Genomic DNA, 923 nt, shown 5'->3' with positions numbered 1-923 from the left:
GAGCGGTTCAACCGGCGCCCAGTCGCGAATTGGCTCGAGCACACTGCACTTGCATCGGCAAACCCACCGCCACCCTTGTCCCCAAAGTGCCCGACCGGCTCTGCGTGCCGGTGAAGTGACCGAAAGCAAATTTCTCGTCAGGTCTCTCAGATCTCATGATCCGACGGTCCGGTGGCGCGGCATGGGCTGTTAGCTCCAGACAGCTGAAGATAGCCAAAAGCGTCCGGCGTTATGGGCGAAGGAGCGCGGCACCAAATTGCGTCCACAATCGATCGCAGTCATTTGCCCTGAGGCTTGGCGTTCCGGGTTCGCCGTAGAAGACCATCGCCGAACGGACATCGTAACCGAGCACCGAGGCATTGGCCACGAACTGAATTGCCATTCCCAAATTCATCGCGTTGATCCTTACCTCGGCTTTAGTGCTGAGATCGACCACGCCGAAAATTTCCGCACCCCCACTTCTGCCGGCCATAACCGTCGTCGAGAGCGCGTTCCCCAAAGCGAGTAGCATTCGTGTTCAGTCCCCGCAAAGGCCGCTCTCGAACGCGCGCGCGGCCAATTTGTTCCTTGGCAGTTCAACGCCGGGTTATCGAACTGGCCTTTTCAAACGTGCAGCTTGCCTGATGCCGCGCCTTTAACGGTCCAGCAGTTTTCTTAGCGTAAAGCAGCCTCATGACGCTGCTCCGGCATTTCGGCGAACCAACACGTCGCCTTTTTTTCAAGCGAACTGCTTTGCCCATCATTGTCGTGACGCTGCTTGTTGCGACCCTCACCACAGGCCTTTTGCTGTGGTCGGCGACCCAGTCCGATGGTGTTGCCGTGTCACGGCAGAAAAGCTTGGTCGCCTTGATCATATCCAAGCTGGAGAGCGGAATAGCCCACGATCAGGAGAGCGTCACCGTCTGGGACGACGCGGTCAGCGC

Annotated in this window: 1 protein-coding gene and 1 pseudogene; one reads left to right on the top strand and one right to left on the bottom strand. The window is 58.3% G+C overall.

What is annotated here, in order from left to right; all coding sequences use genetic code 11:
• Window positions 1–229: 229 nt before the first annotated feature.
• Window positions 230–436, bottom strand: coding sequence for a hypothetical protein (locus EN991_RS37915; protein WP_245459328.1), 207 nt, complete (start codon window positions 434–436; stop codon window positions 230–232).
• Between the two features lie 236 nt (window positions 437–672).
• Between EN991_RS37915 and EN991_RS37910 the strand changes: the two are divergent.
• Window positions 673–923: pseudogene (locus tag EN991_RS37910) on the top strand (bifunctional diguanylate cyclase/phosphodiesterase); the annotation flags it as partial.

It is taken from the genome of Mesorhizobium sp. M7A.F.Ca.US.005.03.2.1 (assembly GCF_003997795.1).
Lineage (GTDB): Bacteria > Pseudomonadota > Alphaproteobacteria > Rhizobiales > Rhizobiaceae > Mesorhizobium > Mesorhizobium ciceri.
The sequence above is the reverse complement of the archived record's forward strand: the minus strand, read 5'-3'. Positions and strand labels throughout refer to the sequence as shown.